Source organism: Pseudomonas frederiksbergensis (assembly GCF_003732665.1).
Taxonomy (GTDB): Bacteria; Pseudomonadota; Gammaproteobacteria; order Pseudomonadales; family Pseudomonadaceae; genus Aquipseudomonas; species Aquipseudomonas frederiksbergensis_G.
This window is the reverse complement of record NZ_MOBP01000027.1, coordinates 65,089-80,546: the sequence shown is the minus strand read 5'-3', so window position 1 is coordinate 80,546 and position 15,458 is coordinate 65,089. Positions and strand designations below refer to the sequence as shown.

General features: G+C 60.3%; 13 protein-coding genes. 3 read left to right on the top strand and 10 right to left on the bottom strand.

Translation table 11 applies throughout. The features are described 5' to 3' along the window. Window positions 1-208: 208 nt before the first annotated feature. A complete protein-coding gene (locus BK665_RS32580) occupies window positions 209-1,987 on the top strand; it encodes an acyl-CoA dehydrogenase C-terminal domain-containing protein (RefSeq protein ID WP_123410564.1) in 1,779 nt (592 codons plus the stop codon). A gap of 226 nt (window positions 1,988-2,213) precedes the next feature. On the opposite strand, the gene BK665_RS32575 is transcribed toward BK665_RS32580, so the two are convergent. Then, entirely contained in the window at window positions 2,214-3,134 is a 921-nt protein-coding gene (locus tag BK665_RS32575) for a LysR family transcriptional regulator (RefSeq protein ID WP_123410563.1), read from the bottom strand. Window positions 3,135-3,303: 169 nt separating this feature from the next. On the opposite strand from BK665_RS32575, the gene BK665_RS32570 reads away from it, so the two are divergent. Continuing rightward, complete coding sequence (locus tag BK665_RS32570) at window positions 3,304-4,587, top strand: aspartate aminotransferase family protein (RefSeq protein WP_123410562.1); 1,284 nt, start codon at window positions 3,304-3,306, stop codon at window positions 4,585-4,587. Window positions 4,588-4,784: 197 nt separating this feature from the next. After that, complete coding sequence (locus BK665_RS32565) at window positions 4,785-4,943, top strand: YqaE/Pmp3 family membrane protein (RefSeq protein ID WP_003228885.1); 159 nt, start codon at window positions 4,785-4,787, stop codon at window positions 4,941-4,943. 132 nt (window positions 4,944-5,075) lie between these two features. Here the strand turns inward: BK665_RS32565 and BK665_RS32560 are convergent, their stop codons facing one another. From BK665_RS32560 to BK665_RS32520, 9 genes are all read right to left on the bottom strand, one after another. Continuing rightward, entirely contained in the window at window positions 5,076-6,905 is a 1,830-nt protein-coding gene (locus BK665_RS32560; RefSeq protein WP_123410561.1) for a S9 family peptidase, read from the bottom strand. Next, window positions 6,868-8,013, bottom strand: coding sequence for a pyrroloquinoline quinone biosynthesis protein PqqE (gene pqqE, locus BK665_RS32555; protein ID WP_185076721.1), 1,146 nt, complete (start codon window positions 8,011-8,013; stop codon window positions 6,868-6,870). The genes BK665_RS32560 and pqqE overlap by 38 nt, the downstream gene beginning before the upstream one ends. A 4-nt stretch (window positions 8,014-8,017) precedes the next feature. Beyond that, window positions 8,018-8,293, bottom strand: coding sequence for a pyrroloquinoline quinone biosynthesis peptide chaperone PqqD (gene pqqD, locus BK665_RS32550; RefSeq protein WP_123410559.1), 276 nt, complete (start codon window positions 8,291-8,293; stop codon window positions 8,018-8,020). Then, entirely contained in the window at window positions 8,290-9,042 is a 753-nt protein-coding gene (gene pqqC / locus BK665_RS32545) for a pyrroloquinoline-quinone synthase PqqC (protein WP_123410558.1), read from the bottom strand. Before pqqC ends, pqqD begins: the two co-directional genes overlap by 4 nt. Window positions 9,043-9,170: 128 nt before the next feature. Then, window positions 9,171-10,082, bottom strand: a complete 912-nt coding sequence (gene pqqB, locus BK665_RS32540) for a pyrroloquinoline quinone biosynthesis protein PqqB (protein ID WP_123410557.1) — start codon at window positions 10,080-10,082, stop codon at window positions 9,171-9,173. Between the two features lie 72 nt (window positions 10,083-10,154). Beyond that, window positions 10,155-10,229, bottom strand: coding sequence for a pyrroloquinoline quinone precursor peptide PqqA (gene pqqA / locus BK665_RS32535; protein ID WP_009045898.1), 75 nt, complete (start codon window positions 10,227-10,229; stop codon window positions 10,155-10,157). A gap of 157 nt (window positions 10,230-10,386) precedes the next feature. Continuing rightward, window positions 10,387-12,804 carry a pyrroloquinoline quinone biosynthesis protein PqqF gene (gene pqqF, locus BK665_RS32530; protein ID WP_123410556.1) on the bottom strand — a complete coding sequence of 806 codons (2,418 nt, stop codon included), beginning with the start codon at window positions 12,802-12,804 and terminating at the stop codon, window positions 10,387-10,389. A gap of 48 nt (window positions 12,805-12,852) precedes the next feature. After that, window positions 12,853-13,647, bottom strand: coding sequence for a carbon-nitrogen hydrolase family protein (locus tag BK665_RS32525; protein WP_123410555.1), 795 nt, complete (start codon window positions 13,645-13,647; stop codon window positions 12,853-12,855). 12 nt (window positions 13,648-13,659) lie between these two features. Beyond that, a complete protein-coding gene (locus tag BK665_RS32520) occupies window positions 13,660-15,342 on the bottom strand; it encodes a flavin monoamine oxidase family protein (RefSeq protein ID WP_123410554.1) in 1,683 nt (560 codons plus the stop codon). Window positions 15,343-15,458: the final 116 nt, after the last annotated feature.

Below are 15,458 nucleotides of genomic sequence, written 5' to 3'. Positions count from 1 at the left end.
TGTGTCGTTCGCGTAATCGGTGCACGGCGAAGACCTGTAGGAGCGAGGCTTGCCCGCGAATGCATTTTCTCAGATGCACTCTGATGACTAAACATTACAAATCAGTCATGAGCTGACCCTATGTGTCGTAAAAGTTGTTGGGTTACACTCGAACTCAACGAAATCACTCTTCCTACGAATCACCTGTAAAGATCCTGCGAGGTTTGCCATGGCTGACTACAAAGCGCCCCTGCGCGATATGCGCTTCGTCCTCAATGAAGTTTTCGAGGTCGCCAAACTCTGGGCCGAGCTGCCGGCGCTGGCGGACACCGTCGATGCCGAAACGGTCGAAGCCATTCTCGAAGAAGCCGGCAAAGTCACCAGCAAAAGCATAGCGCCCCTGAGCCGTGCGGCTGACGAAGAAGGTTGCCATTGGGCGGACGGTGCCGTCACCACGCCGGCAGGTTTCCCCCAGGCTTATCAGACTTATGCCGAAGGCGGTTGGGTCGGGGTCGGTGGTGATCCTTCCTACGGCGGCATGGGCATGCCCAAGGCTGTGTCGGCCCAGGTCGAAGAAATGGTCAACTCCGCCAGCCTGTCGTTCGGTCTGTACCCGATGCTGACCGCCGGCGCCTGCCTGTCGATCAATGCCCACGCCAGCGACGAACTGAAAGCCGCGTACCTGCCAAACATGTACGCCGGCGTCTGGGCCGGCTCCATGTGCCTGACCGAACCCCACGCCGGCACGGACCTGGGGATCATCCGCACCAAGGCTGAACCTCAGGCCGACGGATCCTACAAAGTCAGCGGCACCAAGATCTTCATCACCGGCGGCGAACACGACCTGACCGAGAACATTATTCACCTGGTTCTGGCCAAACTGCCGGATGCACCGGCCGGGCCGAAAGGCATCTCGCTGTTCCTGGTGCCGAAGTTCATGGTCAATGCTGATGGCAGCCTGGGCGCGCGCAACCCGGCGAACTGCGGTTCGATCGAACACAAAATGGGCATCCAGGCCTCCGCGACCTGCGTGATGAACTTCGACGAAGCCGTGGGTTACCTGGTCGGCGAGCCGAACAAAGGCCTGGCGGCGATGTTCACTATGATGAACTACGAGCGTTTGGGCGTGGGTATTCAGGGCCTGGCTACCGGCGAGCGCTCGTACCAGAACGCTGTCGAATATGCGCGGGATCGCCTGCAAAGCCGTTCGCCGACTGGCGCGCAGAACAAAGACAAGGTCGCTGACCCGATCATCGTCCACCCGGATGTGCGGCGCATGCTGTTGACCATGAAAGCCTCGAACGAAGGCGGCCGTGCGTTTTCCACCTACGTGGCGATGCAACTGGACACCGCCAAGTTCAGCGAAGACCCGACCACCCGCAAGCGTGCGGAAGACCTGGTGGCGCTGCTGACACCGGTGGCCAAGGCATTCCTGACCGACCTGGGCCTGGAAACCACGGTTCACGGCCAGCAAGTGTTCGGCGGCCACGGTTACATCCGTGAGTGGGGCCAGGAACAACTGGTGCGCGACGTGCGCATCACCCAGATCTACGAAGGCACCAACGGCATCCAGGCGCTGGACCTGGTCGGGCGCAAGATCGTCGGCAGCGGCGGGGCGTTCTACAACCTGTTCGCCGACGAGATTCGTCACTTCACCGCCACGGCCAGTGCTGATCTGGCGGAGTTCACCAAACCGCTGAACGACGCGGTGACAACCCTTGATGAGCTGACTTTGTGGTTGCTGGACCGGGCGAAAAACAACCCGAATGAAATTGGCGCAGCCTCGGTCGAGTATCTGCAAGTATTTGGATACGTTGCCTATGCCTACATGTGGGCATTGATGGCCAAGGCCGCTTTCGGCAAAGAAGCGCAGGACGATTTCTACGCGAGCAAACTTGGCACCGCGCGGTTCTATTTCGCCCGTCTGCTGCCACGGATTCACTCGCTGAGCGCGTCGGTGAAGGCCGGTAGCGAATCGCTGTTCCTGCTGGACGCATCGCAGTTCTGACCCTTTAACGTAATGTAAGCATTCTCTTACATGACGTGCTGCTGTTCTCCCATATGCGCGGATTGGATCCAGAGCTAATCTACTTCACATGGACGTCGCGCAGGAAGCGCAAAGCAACAACACGGACACGTAGGATTCTGCCAGGACGGCGGAGTGAAATGGATGTCAGGGAAACAGTCTGCAAAGCCCCGCTTCGGCGGGGTTTTCTTTGTCCGTAGAAAAGTGCTCAGGCCATTGTTGACGAGCCTTTCAAGCGGTCATCAGGTCCATTCAGGACTTCCTCCAGCAATGTCTGCAACAAGGCCAGCGAGGCCTGTTGCCGTTGCACATCTCGACACACCAACCCGACTTTTAACGGCACTCGCGGCTCGGTCAGCGGTTTCCACAGCAACTCATGACTGCCAAGCGCTTTTTGCGAACGCCCCGGGAGAACCGTGGCCAGTCGGGTATGGGGCAGACTGTCGAGAATCCCCGCCATGTTGTTCAGCTCGGCCTGCACTTGAGGACGCCGGCCCAGATTGGCTAATTGTGTCTGCCAGATCTGCCGCAGCTGAAACTCTTCGCCCAACAGCAGCATCGGCAACTCTGCCGCCTGGCTCATGGAAACTTTCTTGAATTCCCGCAGCGGATGATCCGCCGGGATGACAAGGGTCAGTTCATCTTCGTACAGCATTACGCCGTGCAACCCTGGCTGACGCGTTGGCAGGTAGCTGATGCCGATGTCCAGGGAACCGTTGAGCAAGCGCCGCTCGATCTCCAGGCCCGTCAGTTCATAAATCTGCACCACCAGATGCGGCTGGGCCTTGCGCACCCGTTCCAGCATCTGCGGCACCAGGCTGCTGTGCACGGTCTGCAACACGCCAATGGCCAGGGTGCGCAATGCCTGACCCTTGAAGTTGCCCAAGGCTTCCCGCGCCCGTTGCAGGCCATCGAGCAGGGGCAACGCGTGGTTGTACAACGTGTGCGCCGCCAGGGTCGGCAACAGGCGTTTGCTGCTGCGCTCGAACAGGCTCACATCGAGGTTCTGTTCCAAGTGGCGGATCTGCTGCGACAGCGCCGGTTGCGAGATGGACAATCGTTCGGCAGCCCGGCCCACGTGGCCTTCTTCGTAGACCGCGACGAAATAACGCAGTTGCTTGAAATCCATAAGTAATACTTATCGAAAATACTGTGAAATCGAAATGGCTCAACGCCGTGCTCGGCCCTAGTCTAACCGCATTCACAAGGCTTACAGGGCCGGAACGCACGATGAATACCGTTTGCAGCGATGGTGTTTGCATAGGAAAGACAAAAAACCTCCAGCGAGGTTTTTTGCGATGAATCTGTTCAATTTGCGGCGCAATCCACCCAGTCTTGATGATTTGGTCATGGACGCTTCACTGCCGACCCGTAGTGACAACCTTTCCAGCGAGTGCCTGATGCCCAGTGTCGAGCGGCCGCAACAGATTTTTGTGCGGGGCCAGGGCTCATGGTTATGGGACAGCGATGACCGCGCTTATCTGGATTTCACCCAGGGTGGCGGGGCCAACAGCCTAGGACACAGCCCTACAGTGCTGGTTAACGCAATTTCTGATCAGGCCCGGGCACTGATCAACCCCGGTTTCGGCCTGCATAACCGTGGCATGCTCAACCTCGCTGATCGCCTCTGCGCCAGCACCGGCAGCGACCAGGCGTATCTGCTCAACAGTGGCAGCGAAGCCTGTGACGCAGCGATCAAACTGGCCCGCAAGTGGGGCCAACTGCATCGTGGCGGTGCTTCGCGGATCATCGTGGCCAGCAACGGTTGCCATGGTCGTAGTCTCGGGACGATATCGGCGTCGGACAGCGCGAACCTGAGCAACCGATTCGAGCCGCAGTTGCCGGGTTTCAGCCACGTTCCGTTCAATGACCTTCCGGCGTTGCACGCGGCGGTGGATGCCCGGACCGTGGCGATCATGCTCGAGCCGATTCAGAGTGAAGCCGGAGTGATTCCTGCGGACGATCATTACCTCAAGGGTGTTGAGCGTTTGTGCCGCGAACTGGGCATCCTGCTGATTCTCGACGAAGTGCAAACCGGGATTGGCCGCTGCGGCACCTTGCTCGCGGAACAATCCTACGGTGTACGGGCCGATATCGTCGTGCTCGGCAAAGGCCTGGGCGGCGGCGTGCCGTTGGCCGCGTTGCTGGCCCGGGGCAAAGCCTGCTGTTTCGACCTCGGCGAAATGACCGGCACCCACCACGGCAATGCACTGATGACCGCGGCTGGTCTGGCCGTGTTGGGCAGCGTGCAGGACCACGGATTTCTCGATCATGTGCGCCAGACCGGTCAACACCTTCGCGAAGGCCTCCGGCGCCTGTCCCATCGCTACGGCCACGGCGAATTGCGCGGGCAAGGCCTGCTTTGGGGACTGAGCCTGTCCGACGATTCAGCAGACGCCGTAGTCAAAGCCGCACTCCACGAAGGCTTGCTCCTCAACGCGCCACAGCCCGATTGCCTGCGCCTCACCCCGGCCCTCACCGTCAGCAAAGCCAACATCGATGAAATGCTGTTGCGCCTGACTCGAGCGTTCTCCCGAGTGCGCACCGCGCAATTGCAGTGCCGCAAAGGGATTGCCGTCTGATCAGACCCGTCCTGCACGAACTCCCGAACCGTCTCGCGGTAATAACGCATCGCCCCATGCCTGATTCTTTTGGTGTGGGGCGTTTTTTTTGTCTCTGCGAAATGTTGGCCTGAAGAACCGCACTGAACCCTGACGAACGGCGCAGGTCGATTGGTTGTGTGGCTCGTACGAGCCAACTTCAAATCAGGAGCTGACCCATGGACTTTATTCGAATCATCATCGCCATTCTGTTGCCGCCCCTGGGTGTGTTTCTGCAAGTCGGTTTCGGCGGGGCGTTCTGGCTGAATATTCTGCTGACGTTGTGTGGGTATATTCCGGGGATCGTGCATGCGGTGTATATCATCGCCAAGCGCTGAGTTTCGCGGCGTCAGGTAGATCGCTTTCGCGGGCAAGCCTCGCTCCTACGGGTTTTATGTCGTGCCACAAATCGGGCTAACGACATCAATCCTGTAGGAGCGAGGCTTGCCCGCGAAGGGCGCGCCGCGGTTTCAATCGGCTAATTCCATCACCCGCCGATAAAACAACCACTCTTGTTCCAGCGCATGCGCCTGGTTCCCCGCCTTGCGAAACCCATGACGCTCGTCAGCGTAGTAATGGGCCTCGACCAGAATGCCGTTGTCCTCCAGCGCCGTGACCATATCGCGGGTTTGTTGCGGCACCACCACGGCATCCAACTCGCCTTGAAAGAAAATCACCGGCACCGAAATATTGCTCGCATACAGCAATGGCGTTCGTGCCGCATAGCGTTCGGCGTCCTGCTCTGGATCGCCAATCAACCAGTCCAGATAGTCGCCTTCGAACTTATGGGTTGCCCTGGCCAGTGCAACGGGATCGCTGACGCCATAAAGGCTGGCCCCAGCGCGAAAGACCTTGTGAAACGCCAGCGCGCAGAGGGTGGTGTAGCCGCCGGCACTGCCGCCACGGATGAAGGCCTTGTCGCCGTCGATCAGCCCACGTTCGGCGAGGTAGGCGACCACGGCGCAGGCATCTTCCACATCCACGTTGCCCCAGCTCAAGTGCAGTGCCTGACGATAAGCCCGGCCATAGCCGCTGCTGCCTCGGTAGTTGAGGTCGGCCACGGCAAAGCCCCGTTGCGCCCAATACTGGATACGTGGGTCGAGCATCGGGTAGCAGGCCGAGGTCGGGCCGCCGTGGATGAACACCACCAGCGGCGGTTTCGCTGCGCCGGTCATCGCCGGGTAAAAGAAACCATGGGCCTCGCCCGAACCACTCGGGTAGCGCAGGGTTTGCGGGCGGCTGATCTGCTCGGCGGGCAGCGGCGCAATGCCGCCGGCCAGGACCTTGACCTGCCGCGTACTGCGGTCGATGGCAATGACCGCCGAAGAACTGATCGGCGAGCCGGCGATGCAGTAAATAAACCGTTCATCCAGTGCGAGACTTCGGAAGCGGCTGTAGTCCCCGGTGAAATCCTGCGCCGCGTCGCCGCACAGTCCCAGTCGGCCGAAGCCACCTTCGGTCCAGCTCGCCAGATAACGTTCTTCTCCCAGGGGCAGCCAAGTGCTGCCACCGAGTTGCCACGGCGCCGGACCGTGATCGGCAGCGGTGCTGGTCAGTGGGTTCAAACCTGCTGCCGATTCCACCCACGGTTGCCAATAACCGCCGCGATCCGTCAGGCAATACAAGCGGCCGCTGGCATCGAAGCGCGGCTGTTGCAGGGACTCCTGAGCCCGATCACCCGCCACGCAACGGGGTTGAGCAAAACTGCCATCGTTCAGGCGTGCGGCAACCATCAAGCGGGTCGCTGTCCACGGCTGATCGGGCCGGCTCCACTCGATCCAGGCCAGGCGTTGTGCGTCAGGGCTCAACGTCGGGGCGGCGTAAAAATCCGCGCCCTCGGCCAGCAAATGCCGTGCGCCGTCCGCCAGATCGATGGCCACCAAACGGTGCTGATCACGGTTTTCTTCAACTGCCAATACCTGGCCATTCGCAAACTGTAGATCGCCATAACGACACTCAGTCGACGTCAGCACTTCAGGCGTCTCGCCCGTCAGCGATTGTCGGTACAGTTGCTGGTCCGCTTCGTTGACGAAAACAATCCCGTCGTCTGTCAGACAAAACGCTCCACCGCCATATTCGTACACGCGACTGCGGGCACTGAACCCCGGCGGCGTCAGGCACTTGGCCTGGCCGTCGTGCCAGTGCCAGATGCGGCACGCGGCATCCTCGGGACGGTACTCGTTCCAGAACAGACCATGGCGGCCGACCAGCAACTCGGCAAAGTCGATACCGGCGGCAACGGCCTTGATGGCGCTGAAGGGTTCAGCTGCTTTTAGCGATGAGGCGTGAGTTTCGTTCATTGCGAAAGGCCAGTTGTTCGATGGTTTGGCTCGCGTGCTCGGCTTCTTCGCGGGCCTTGAGAATCACGTCGTGATGTTGCGACTTGCTGCACACCGGGTCGGCATTGCTGGCATCGCCCGTGAGCATGAACGCCTGACAGCGACAGCCGCCGAAGTCCTTTTCTTTCTCGTCGCACGAACGGCATGGCTCGGGCATCCAGTCGTAACCACGAAAACGGTTAAAGCCGAACGAGTCGTACCAGATGTGCTGCATGCTGTGGTCGCGCACATTGGGAAATTGCACCGGCATCTGTCGGGCGCCGTGACAAGGCAGCGCCGTTCCGTCCGGTGTCACTGTCAGAAAAATACTGCCCCAGCCGTTCATGCAGGCTTTCGGGCGTTCTTCGTAGTAGTCCGGGGTGACGAAAATCAGCTTGCACGGATGCCCTTCGGCTTCCAGCTTGGCGCGGTATTCGTTGGTGATGCGTTCGGCGCGGACCAGTTGTTCCTTGGTCGGCAGCAGGCCGACACGATTGAGCTGTGCCCAACCGTAAAACTGGCAAGTCGCGAGTTCGACGAAGTCCGCTTCAAGGGCGATGCACAACTCAATGATGCGGTCGATCTTGTCGATATTGTGCCGATGGGTTACGAAGTTCAGCACCATCGGATAGCCGTGGGCCTTCACGGCGCGGGCCATTTCCAGTTTCTGGGCGAAGGCTTTTTTCGAACCCGCCAGCAGGTTGTTCACCTGCTCGTCGCTGGCCTGAAAACTGATCTGGATATGGTCCAGGCCAGCCTTCTTGAAGTCGCTGATTTTCTGCTCGGTGAGGCCGATGCCGGAGGTGATCAGGTTGGTGTAGAAACCCAGCTTGCGCGCCTCGGCGATCAGCTCGGCGAGGTCTTGGCGCACCAGCGGTTCGCCGCCGGAGAAACCCAACTGCGCCGCGCCCATCTCCCGCGCTTCGCGAAACACCTTGATCCACTGCTCGGTGCTCAGCTCCTTGCCCTGCTCGGCGAAATCCAGCGGATTGGAGCAATACGGGCATTGCAGCGGGCAGCGGTAGGTCAGTTCGGCCAGCAGCCACAGCGGCAGGCCGATTTGCGGTTTGGGCGGTAACTTGTCCGACACGGAATCAGGCAAGTTCGATCCAGTGCTCAGCACGGGCGACCTCCATGAATTGCTCGATGTCTTCAGCGAGCTCGGGCACGCCAGGGAACTGCGCGTCCAGTGCGGCAATGATCGCGGCCACATCACGCTCGCCGTCGATCAAGCCGCCGATCAGCGCGGCGCTTTCATTGAGTTTGATCATGCCTTCCGGGTACAGCAGCACGTGGCCTTTTTGCGCCGGTTCGTACTGGAAACGGTAGCCCGTACGCCAGGTCGGGGTCTTGCTGCGATCAAAACTCATAAGGTGATTCCTTTATGCCAGACCCGTTGCTCGGTCACGCTGTGATACGGCGGGCGATTCAGCTCGTAGGCCATGGTCATGGCATCGAGCATGCTCCAAAGAATGTCCAGTTTGAACTGGAGAATTTCCAGCATGCGCTCTTGGCCTTCCCGCGTCGTGTAGTGCTGCAACGTGATGGCCAGACCATGCTCGACATCGCGGCGGGCCTGGCCCAGACGGGTCCGGAAATACTCATAGCCGGCCGGGTCGATCCACGGGTAATGCTGCGGCCAACTGTCCAGGCGCGATTGGTGGATCTGCGGTGCGAACAATTCGGTCAATGAGCTGCTGGCGGCTTCCTGCCAACTGGCGCGACGGGCGAAGTTGACGTAGGCGTCCACGGCGAAACGCACGCCGGGCAGCACCAGTTCCTGGGAGCGCAACTGATCCGGGTCGAGGCCCACCGCTTGGCCCAGGCGCAACCAGGCTTCAATGCCGCCGTCTTCGCCGGGGGCGCCGTCATGGTCGAGCAGGCGCTGAATCCACTCGCGACGGATCTCGCGGTCGGGGCAGTTGGCGAGGATCGCGGCGTCTTTCAGGGGAATGTTCACCTGATAGTAGAAGCGGTTGGCGACCCAGCCCTGGATCTGCTCGCGGGTCGCCCGGCCTTCGTACATCGCCACGTGATAGGGGTGGTAGATGTGGTAGTAGGCGCCCTTGGCGCGCAGGGCGGCTTCGAACTCGGTGGGGGACATTGCAGTGTCAGTCATTTCGGTTCTCCGGGTAGGACCGGTGGTTCTTTGGTGTCGGGTCTGACGCCTTCGCGGGCAAGCCTCGCTCCTACAAGGGATAGCGATCAACCTGTAGGAGCGAGGCTTGCCCGCGAAGGGGCCGCTAGCTACAACACAATACCCATCCCGTCATACGCCACTTCAACCCCACGCCGATTCAGCTCCGCCCGCTCCGGCGAATCTTCATCGAGAATCGGGTTGGTGTTGTTGATGTGGATAAGCACTTTGCGCTGTTCGGGCAGTTGTTCCAGCACTTCCAGCATGCCGCCGGGGCCGTTCTGCGCCAGGTGACCCATTTCCCGACCGGTGCGGGTGCCAACGCCACGGCGCTGCATTTCATCGTCGTCCCACATCGTGCCGTCCACCAACAGGCAATCGCTGCCGGCCATGATTTCCAGCAGCGGCGCATCGACCTTGCCCAGCCCCGGTGCGTAGAACAGCTTGCCACCGGTGCTGAGGTCTTCGACGATCAGGCCAATGTTGTCGCCCGGATGCGGGTCGAAGCGGTGCGGCGAATAGGGCGGCGCGGCGCTGCGCAGCGGCAGCGGGGTGAAGCGCAGGTTCGGGCAAGCCGGGATGCTGAAGCTCTGGTCAAGCTCGATGCGGTTCCAGTTCAGCCCGCCGTTCCAGTGGGTCAGCATGGTGAACAGCGGAAACCCGGTGCTCAGGTCTTCATGGACCATGTCCGTGCACCAGACCTGATGCGGGCAACCTTCGCGAAGGCTGAGCAGGCCGGTGGTGTGGTCAATCTGGCTGTCCATCAGGATGATCGCGCTGATCCCTGTATCCCGCAGGGCACGGCCCGGTTGCATTGGGGCGAAATCCTGGAGCTGGGCGCGGATGTCCGGCGAGGCGTTGCACAGCACCCAATTCACGCCGTCATCGGAAATCGCGATGGACGACTGGGTCCGCGCCTTGGCATTCAGGCTGCCGTCGCGAAAGCCTGCGCAGTTCACGCAGTTGCAATTCCACTGCGGGAAACCACCGCCGGCGGCGGAACCTAGAATCTGGACAAACATGGGCGCTCCATCATTTCAACACTGAAAATAAAAACGCCCCGGCAGACCGAGGCGCTGAACCACGCGACAAACTTAGCGGCTTGCGAAGTACATGGTGACTTCAAAGCCGATACGCAGGTCGGTGTAAGCAGGTTTGGACCAGGACATGGGAGTGCTCCTTTCAGGTGGATGGGACAGTTGAGACCTATACATATAGTCCACCTCCAGCCGGAGATGTTCAGATAGTTAGGTGGCTATGTTACTCAAAATTACAGAGCCGTTGCCCGTGAAACTTTGAGAAAGCTAATTGCAGCCTCGGTAATGATCATTTTGACCCTTGCCAGGGCGCGCTCGGGCAGGCATCGCTGGCCAGACAGCGCCAGCCGCCTTCGGCGTTGATCAGGCGTTGAACGGCGGCGAGCAGTGCGTGTCGGTCGATCCTTAAAATTGCTTCAGGAAGTTGCATCAGGTAATCCGACGAGTGGCCAGCAAGCTTGGCCTGCCAAAGCAATTCGGCGGCTTGGGCGGTGGGCAACGTGGTGCTATCGAATTGATCGGCCAGGGCCTGGCGTTGGGCGAGGTAAGTGGATTCCTCGATGCCGTCGGCCAGTCCGCTCAAGAAGTCTTCGATGTGCTTCAGCAATTCGGCGGCAGCGACGTTGGGTGATTGCACACCCAACAGCAGACCGGTCTGGCCGTTTATCTGGCGCAGGCCGCTGAACACCGCGTAACCCAGTTGCAACTCGACCCGCAGGCGTTGGTAGAACGGGGTCTGAAGCAAATGTGCGAGCAAGCGCCAGCAGGCCTCGTCAGAGATTTCCTGAGTGGCTGTCGGACAGAACAGCAGTAGCGCGTGTTCGCTCGATCCAGTGTCGACGGTGTGCCACAGATGCTGTGAGTTGATCGCGGGCGTTGGGGTCAGTTGATTGTCCGTAATGCCGGGGATACGGCTCAAGGCAACGCCCATGGCGGCTTGGGTCTGGGCGGACAGGCCCGTGGCAAGACCATCCCAACGGGCGCCGGACCGGAGTTGTTGCAGGTCGGCTGAGACCCCGGTGTGTTCGAGGGCATACTCAGGCAAGGCTTTGAGCAGTTGCCGGATCGGGATCAACGTGGGACTAGTCGACTCCACGAGTGGGAAACCGGCATCAGGATTTGTCAGAGCGGTCAGCGCGTGTTCGAGGACGGTGGGCATCGGCGCTTGCAGGCCGGTCAATTTCAGCAGCCATTCGTTGCCCGTGGCGCTGAAGGAAAAATCGACACCGGCCTGGCGGGCGTCTTCGCGCAACGGTTGCAGGTTGTGTTCCAGGGCTGACTGCAAGCGGGTATCCGGCTTTGAGTCCAAACGCCAGCGCAGATAAATTGCACCCTCATCGGTGTTGCCCGGCAATGCCTGGCTGAACTGCATCGACGAGCGTTCGCGACGACCGCGGGAGCGATCTTGGGCAAAGGTGCGCAAACCACGGTGGGCGCTGGTTTGGCCACGGATCAGTCCGGCGTTGGCGAGCGGTTCGTCGGCGCGCAAAAACGGGTTAGGCGTTGGGAGTTGCCATTGGCCGGTGAAGTTATCCACAGCGCCGATTTGCTTCAGAACTTCCTTGAGGGCAGCAATACCTTGCTCAGATAAACCGACTTCGCGCTGTTCACTGTCACGCTGGGCCAATTGCAAGGCGCTGCTGACGTGCTGTTGGCGCTGTTGCAGGGCCGCATATTCGCTACGCAGTCCGCTCCAGTCTTGCTGCGCGGCAAAGAACCCCAGCCAATCCATCAGTTGTGCCTGAATTCCCGCTGCATGGGTGGGCCGTTTGAATTCGATATGCAGCACGGCTTGCCCGGCGAACTGGTACAGCGGCGTGGCCTTCAAGCTGTCGGCCATGCCGCTGTCTTGCAGATTGGCCAGCAGACCGCCGGGTTTCGCGGCGTTCAGCCAATGGCACAGAAACGCCAGCGCCTCGGCTGATGAGTCGGGAAGCGCTTCGAAGGTGAACAGCAGGTCCAACTGACTCTCACTGGCCTGTTGATAACTTTTGTCGGAGGAATCCATCAGAGGAGTCGGCGATTGCTGTAGGGCATTTTCGCCCTGAGCAATAACGGCACCGAATGCCTCGGCCATCGCCCTCAACTCATCAAGACCCTGCGGCCCCACCAGACTCAACGTCATCTGACCGGTCCGATAGAACCGCTGATAGAAGTCTTTCAGCGCCTGCTGAAACTCGGGTTGCGGCACCGCCAGGCTATCCCGATTACCCGCATGAAATGCCCGCAGCGGGTGGGACGTCGACAGTCCGTCAAACAGGGCCAGTTGCTGTTGCGCCGTCGCATCCTGGGACCAAGCCACAAACTCGGCTTGCAACACCTCCCGTTCCCGCAACTGATCGTCCAGGTTCATACGCGGGTAAGCGAGCATGTCTGACAGACGCTCCAGCCCACCGGCAAATACCTGAGGCGGCAACTCAAAAAAGAAGTCCGTGGTGCGTTCACTGGTTCGCGCATTCACCTGCCCGCCATGCCCCTGAACGTAGGCCATAAGTCCTTGGCCAGTAGGAAAACGCTCGGTGCCGAGAAACAGCAAATGCTCAAGAAAGTGCGCCAGTCCGGGCCAGGCCAAAGGCACGTCATGACTACCGGCCGCGACCCGTAACGCCGCAGCGCTGCGCTTCAAATCCGGGGCATGGCGCAGCGTCACCCGCAGGCCGTTGGCCAGGGTTTCAGTGTGAGGGCGGGGGGGATTCAACGCAGGCATGAGCACTTCCAGAGCAGAGAAGCGCTAATGCTAGCGGATAACGGTAACTCAGCGCTTGTTCAGCTCGCCGTAAAGCTCGGGACGGCGATCAATGAGGTAGCGATTGGCGGCGCGGGAATCCACCATCAACTGCCGATCCAGCTCACCGACTATCAACGCTTCATCCAGCCCGGCCTGGGCGACACGGCTGCCATCCGGCGCGGCGATGCTGCTTTGGCCGCAGTACTGGATATCGCCTTCGTGGCCGCAATAGTTGGCGTAGGCCACATAGCACTGGTTTTCGAAGGCTCGGGCGCGGACGGTGACATCAGCGACGAAATCAAAGGGAATCATGTTTGCCGTCGGCACCAAAATCAGCTCGGCGCCGGCCAAGGCCAGGCGTCGGGCGTTTTCCGGGAATTCCATGTCGTAGCAGATCAGGAAACCAAGCTTCCAGCCATTGAGCTCCACCAGCGGGAAATCATCCCCGCCGGCGCTGAACATCGAGTGATCGAGGTCGCCGAACAGGTGCGTCTTGCGGTAGTTGCACAAGCGCTCGCCATGGGCGTCGATCAACTGCACCGAGTTGTAGATCCGGCCGTCCTCGGTGCGCTCGGGGTAGCCATACAGAATGGCAATCCCGGCCGTCTTGGCAATGCGCGCAATCTGCTGCGCCGATTCACCGTTGTGCACCTCGGCGAGGACGCTGACCGCATCGACGCCGATGTTGTAGCCGGTCAGGAACATTTCCGGCAGCACCAGCAAATCGGCGCCTTTGGCCTCCAGTGCCAATTGATGCAGGCGTTGCAGATTGCCGGCGACATCAAGGGGCAACGGCGGACATTGGTAAAGGGCTACGCGCATTTCGGATTCCTCTTACTCGGGCAGGGCGATCGGACCGATCTCGTTGAACACATCTCCTGGACCCGGGTTCTCGGCGTGAGTTTCACCGCCGAAGTGTTTCATGATGCCCCACACCGCATTCAGCGAAGTCTGCACCGCGCCTTCAACCCAGGCTGGCGTCCACGAAACGTCGTCGCCGGCGATGAAAATCCCGCGCTGCTCGGCTGGCATGTCGTCCTGCATGAAGTGCGCGTACATGCGCTGGTTGTAGCGATAGTGGCCGGGCAGGGCGCCTTTGAAGGCTCCGAGGAAATGCGGGTCGGCTTCCCAGGACACAGTGATCGGATCGCCAATGATGCGCGCGGCGATATCGACTTTCGGGTAGATCTTCTTCAACGCGTCCAGCGCCAGCTTCACGCGTTTTTCCACCGGGTGAGGCAGCATTTTCAGCGCGTCGCTCATCCACGAGTACGACAGGCAAATCACGCCCGGCTTGTCGTCGCCGTTGTCGAACAGGTAAGTGCCGCGGGTCAGGCGATCGGTGAGGGTCATGCTCATCAGGTCGCGCCCGGTTTCCGGATCCTTGTCTTTCCAGAACGGGCGGTCGACCATCACGAAGGTTTTCGACGATTGCATGTAGCGCGTGCGGTCGAGGGCCATCCACATCTTTTGCGAGAACAGGGTTTCGTCGCATTCGATCTGAGTGGTCAACAGCCAGCTCTGGCAGGTGGTCAGCACTGCAGCGTATTCGCGGACGTCGCCATAGTTGTCGGTGACCGAAAAGCGACCATTCGGGGCGTGGGCGATTTTTTTCACCCCGGAGCGCGGGGCGCCACGGTGCAACGAACTGAGGCTGGTGCCTTCGGGCCAGTGCACGCAACGTTCCGGCACATGGCGCCAGATGCCCAGCGGCACTTGTTCGACGCCGCCGACCACCAGGTGCTGGTGGTCGTCGCAGTTGGTCATCACCACGCGGAAGATTTCCAGCATCGAGTTGGGGAAGTCCGAGTCCCAGCCGCCCGTACCGAAACCCACTTGGCCGAACACTTCGCGGTGGTGGAACGACAGCTTGGCGAAGGCTTTGGAGGTGGCGACGAAATCGTAGAAGGTGCGGTCGTCCCACAACGGGACCAGGGTGTTCCACAACTCTTTGAGGCGCGGCACATCACGGTCACGGATCGCTTGCTGGATCTCTTTGAAGCGCGAGCCTTCTTCCAGCGCGTCCGCCCAGGCGTCAGCCACTTCCTGGAACAGTGCAGGAAGATCCGCCAGGCTCTGTGCGTAATGGGTCTGGCCTTCCAGATCGATCACCGTACTGCCCGACGCCGGCGTCAGCGGGTTCGGGAACGGTTTGGTTTCCAGGCCGAGCTTGTCGACGTAGTGATAAAACGCGGTGGACGACACCGGAAAACGCATGCCACCGAGCTCGGCGACGACGCCTTCGGCACCGTTGAACGCCTGGGAGCGCAAACGGCCGCCCATTTTCGAGGCTTCATAAACGACTGGTTTGAGGCCCAGTTTCATCAACTCGTAGGCCGCCACCAGACCGGCAATTCCGCCACCGACGATCGCCACTTCGGCGCCATGATTGTGCTCGGGAATACTGCCCAGTCCGGCCGGGTGCTCGATCCAGTCGTCGAAGGCGAAAGGAAAGTCCGGGCCAAAAATGGTGACTGGTTTTTTACCGTCTGCAGGATGGCGATTGTTCTTGTTCATGGCTGACCTTGCTGGCGACTCGACGCGGGGTGCGCGTCTGAGTATAGGAAAAGATGGCAGCCATTCTAGAGAGCGTAGAACACGTTAATAAGGCGCAATGTGTCGTCGTTTTGCCA

What these genes read in the sequence shown, in the direction of transcription:
- BK665_RS32565 (WP_003228885.1), top strand. Translation starts at nt 4,785, where the DNA reads ATGGACTTTATTCGAATCATCATCGCCATTCTGTTGCCGCCCCTGGGT.
- pqqB (WP_123410557.1), bottom strand. Translation starts at nt 10,082, where the DNA reads ATGTTTGTCCAGATTCTAGGTTCCGCCGCCGGCGGTGGTTTCCCGCAG.
- BK665_RS32520 (WP_123410554.1), bottom strand. Translation starts at nt 15,342, where the DNA reads ATGAACAAGAACAATCGCCATCCTGCAGACGGTAAAAAACCAGTCACC.
- pqqD (WP_123410559.1), bottom strand. Translation starts at nt 8,293, where the DNA reads ATGAGTTTTGATCGCAGCAAGACCCCGACCTGGCGTACGGGCTACCGT.
- pqqC (WP_123410558.1), bottom strand. Translation starts at nt 9,042, where the DNA reads ATGACTGACACTGCAATGTCCCCCACCGAGTTCGAAGCCGCCCTGCGC.
- BK665_RS32580 (WP_123410564.1), top strand. Translation starts at nt 209, where the DNA reads ATGGCTGACTACAAAGCGCCCCTGCGCGATATGCGCTTCGTCCTCAAT.
- BK665_RS32575 (WP_123410563.1), bottom strand. Translation starts at nt 3,134, where the DNA reads ATGGATTTCAAGCAACTGCGTTATTTCGTCGCGGTCTACGAAGAAGGC.
- BK665_RS32525 (WP_123410555.1), bottom strand. Translation starts at nt 13,647, where the DNA reads ATGCGCGTAGCCCTTTACCAATGTCCGCCGTTGCCCCTTGATGTCGCC.
- pqqF (WP_123410556.1), bottom strand. Translation starts at nt 12,804, where the DNA reads ATGCCTGCGTTGAATCCCCCCCGCCCTCACACTGAAACCCTGGCCAAC.
- BK665_RS32570 (WP_123410562.1), top strand. Translation starts at nt 3,304, where the DNA reads ATGAATCTGTTCAATTTGCGGCGCAATCCACCCAGTCTTGATGATTTG.
- BK665_RS32560 (WP_123410561.1), bottom strand. Translation starts at nt 6,905, where the DNA reads ATGAACGAAACTCACGCCTCATCGCTAAAAGCAGCTGAACCCTTCAGC.